Source organism: Rhizobacter sp. P3_B12, assembly GCF_056402895.1.
This window is the reverse complement of sequence record NZ_JBFUGN010001763.1, coordinates 1-557: the sequence shown is the minus strand read 5'-3', so window position 1 is coordinate 557 and position 557 is coordinate 1. Positions and strand designations below refer to the sequence as shown.

At 69.1% G+C, this 557-nt stretch carries 1 protein-coding gene; it reads left to right on the top strand.

The annotated features are described in order from the left end of the window. Positions 1-557: toxin TcdB middle/N-terminal domain-containing protein (locus tag AC1D01_RS38095; RefSeq protein WP_477875196.1), on the top strand; the 557-nt coding region annotated here is incomplete at both ends.

The following is a 557-nucleotide window of genomic DNA, read 5'->3' as shown; positions in this document are numbered from 1 at the left end:
GAGCAACGGCGACGGCACGTTCACACCGTCGGCCAGCTTCAATCTGACCACCGCGAGCGACGTGCTGCAGCATCGCGACAGCTCGGCTGCGTTCGTGACCGGGGACTTCACCGGCAAAGGCGATGTGGAGATCCTGCGGCTGCGGGCCTCGCCGACACCGGGGGATGCGACAGCGAACCAGCTCTACGTGAAGGCGGGCACCTCGCTGCCGCCTGATCTGTTGACCAGCGTGACCTCGCCGGAGGGCCTGAAGACGACGCTCAGTTGGGTGTCGCTGGGCAGTTCGGCCCGCGGTGGGATCGGCGACCGGTATATGAGCGATCGCGGAGATGCGGCCAACGCGGCGGTGTATCCGCTGTTCGATGCGGTGCAGCCCGGCTACGTGGTCGCGACCGTCGACCGCGACAGTGGTGTCGGCAGCGGCACGGTGTCCGAAGAGTTCGGCTACCGCGGCTTCAAGGCAGCACACGACGGCCGCGGCCCGCGCGGCTTCCGCGAGGTGCGCAGCCAGCGGCCGGCAGCGGACGGCAGCGTCTTGTCGCAGTCGACGCAGGTCG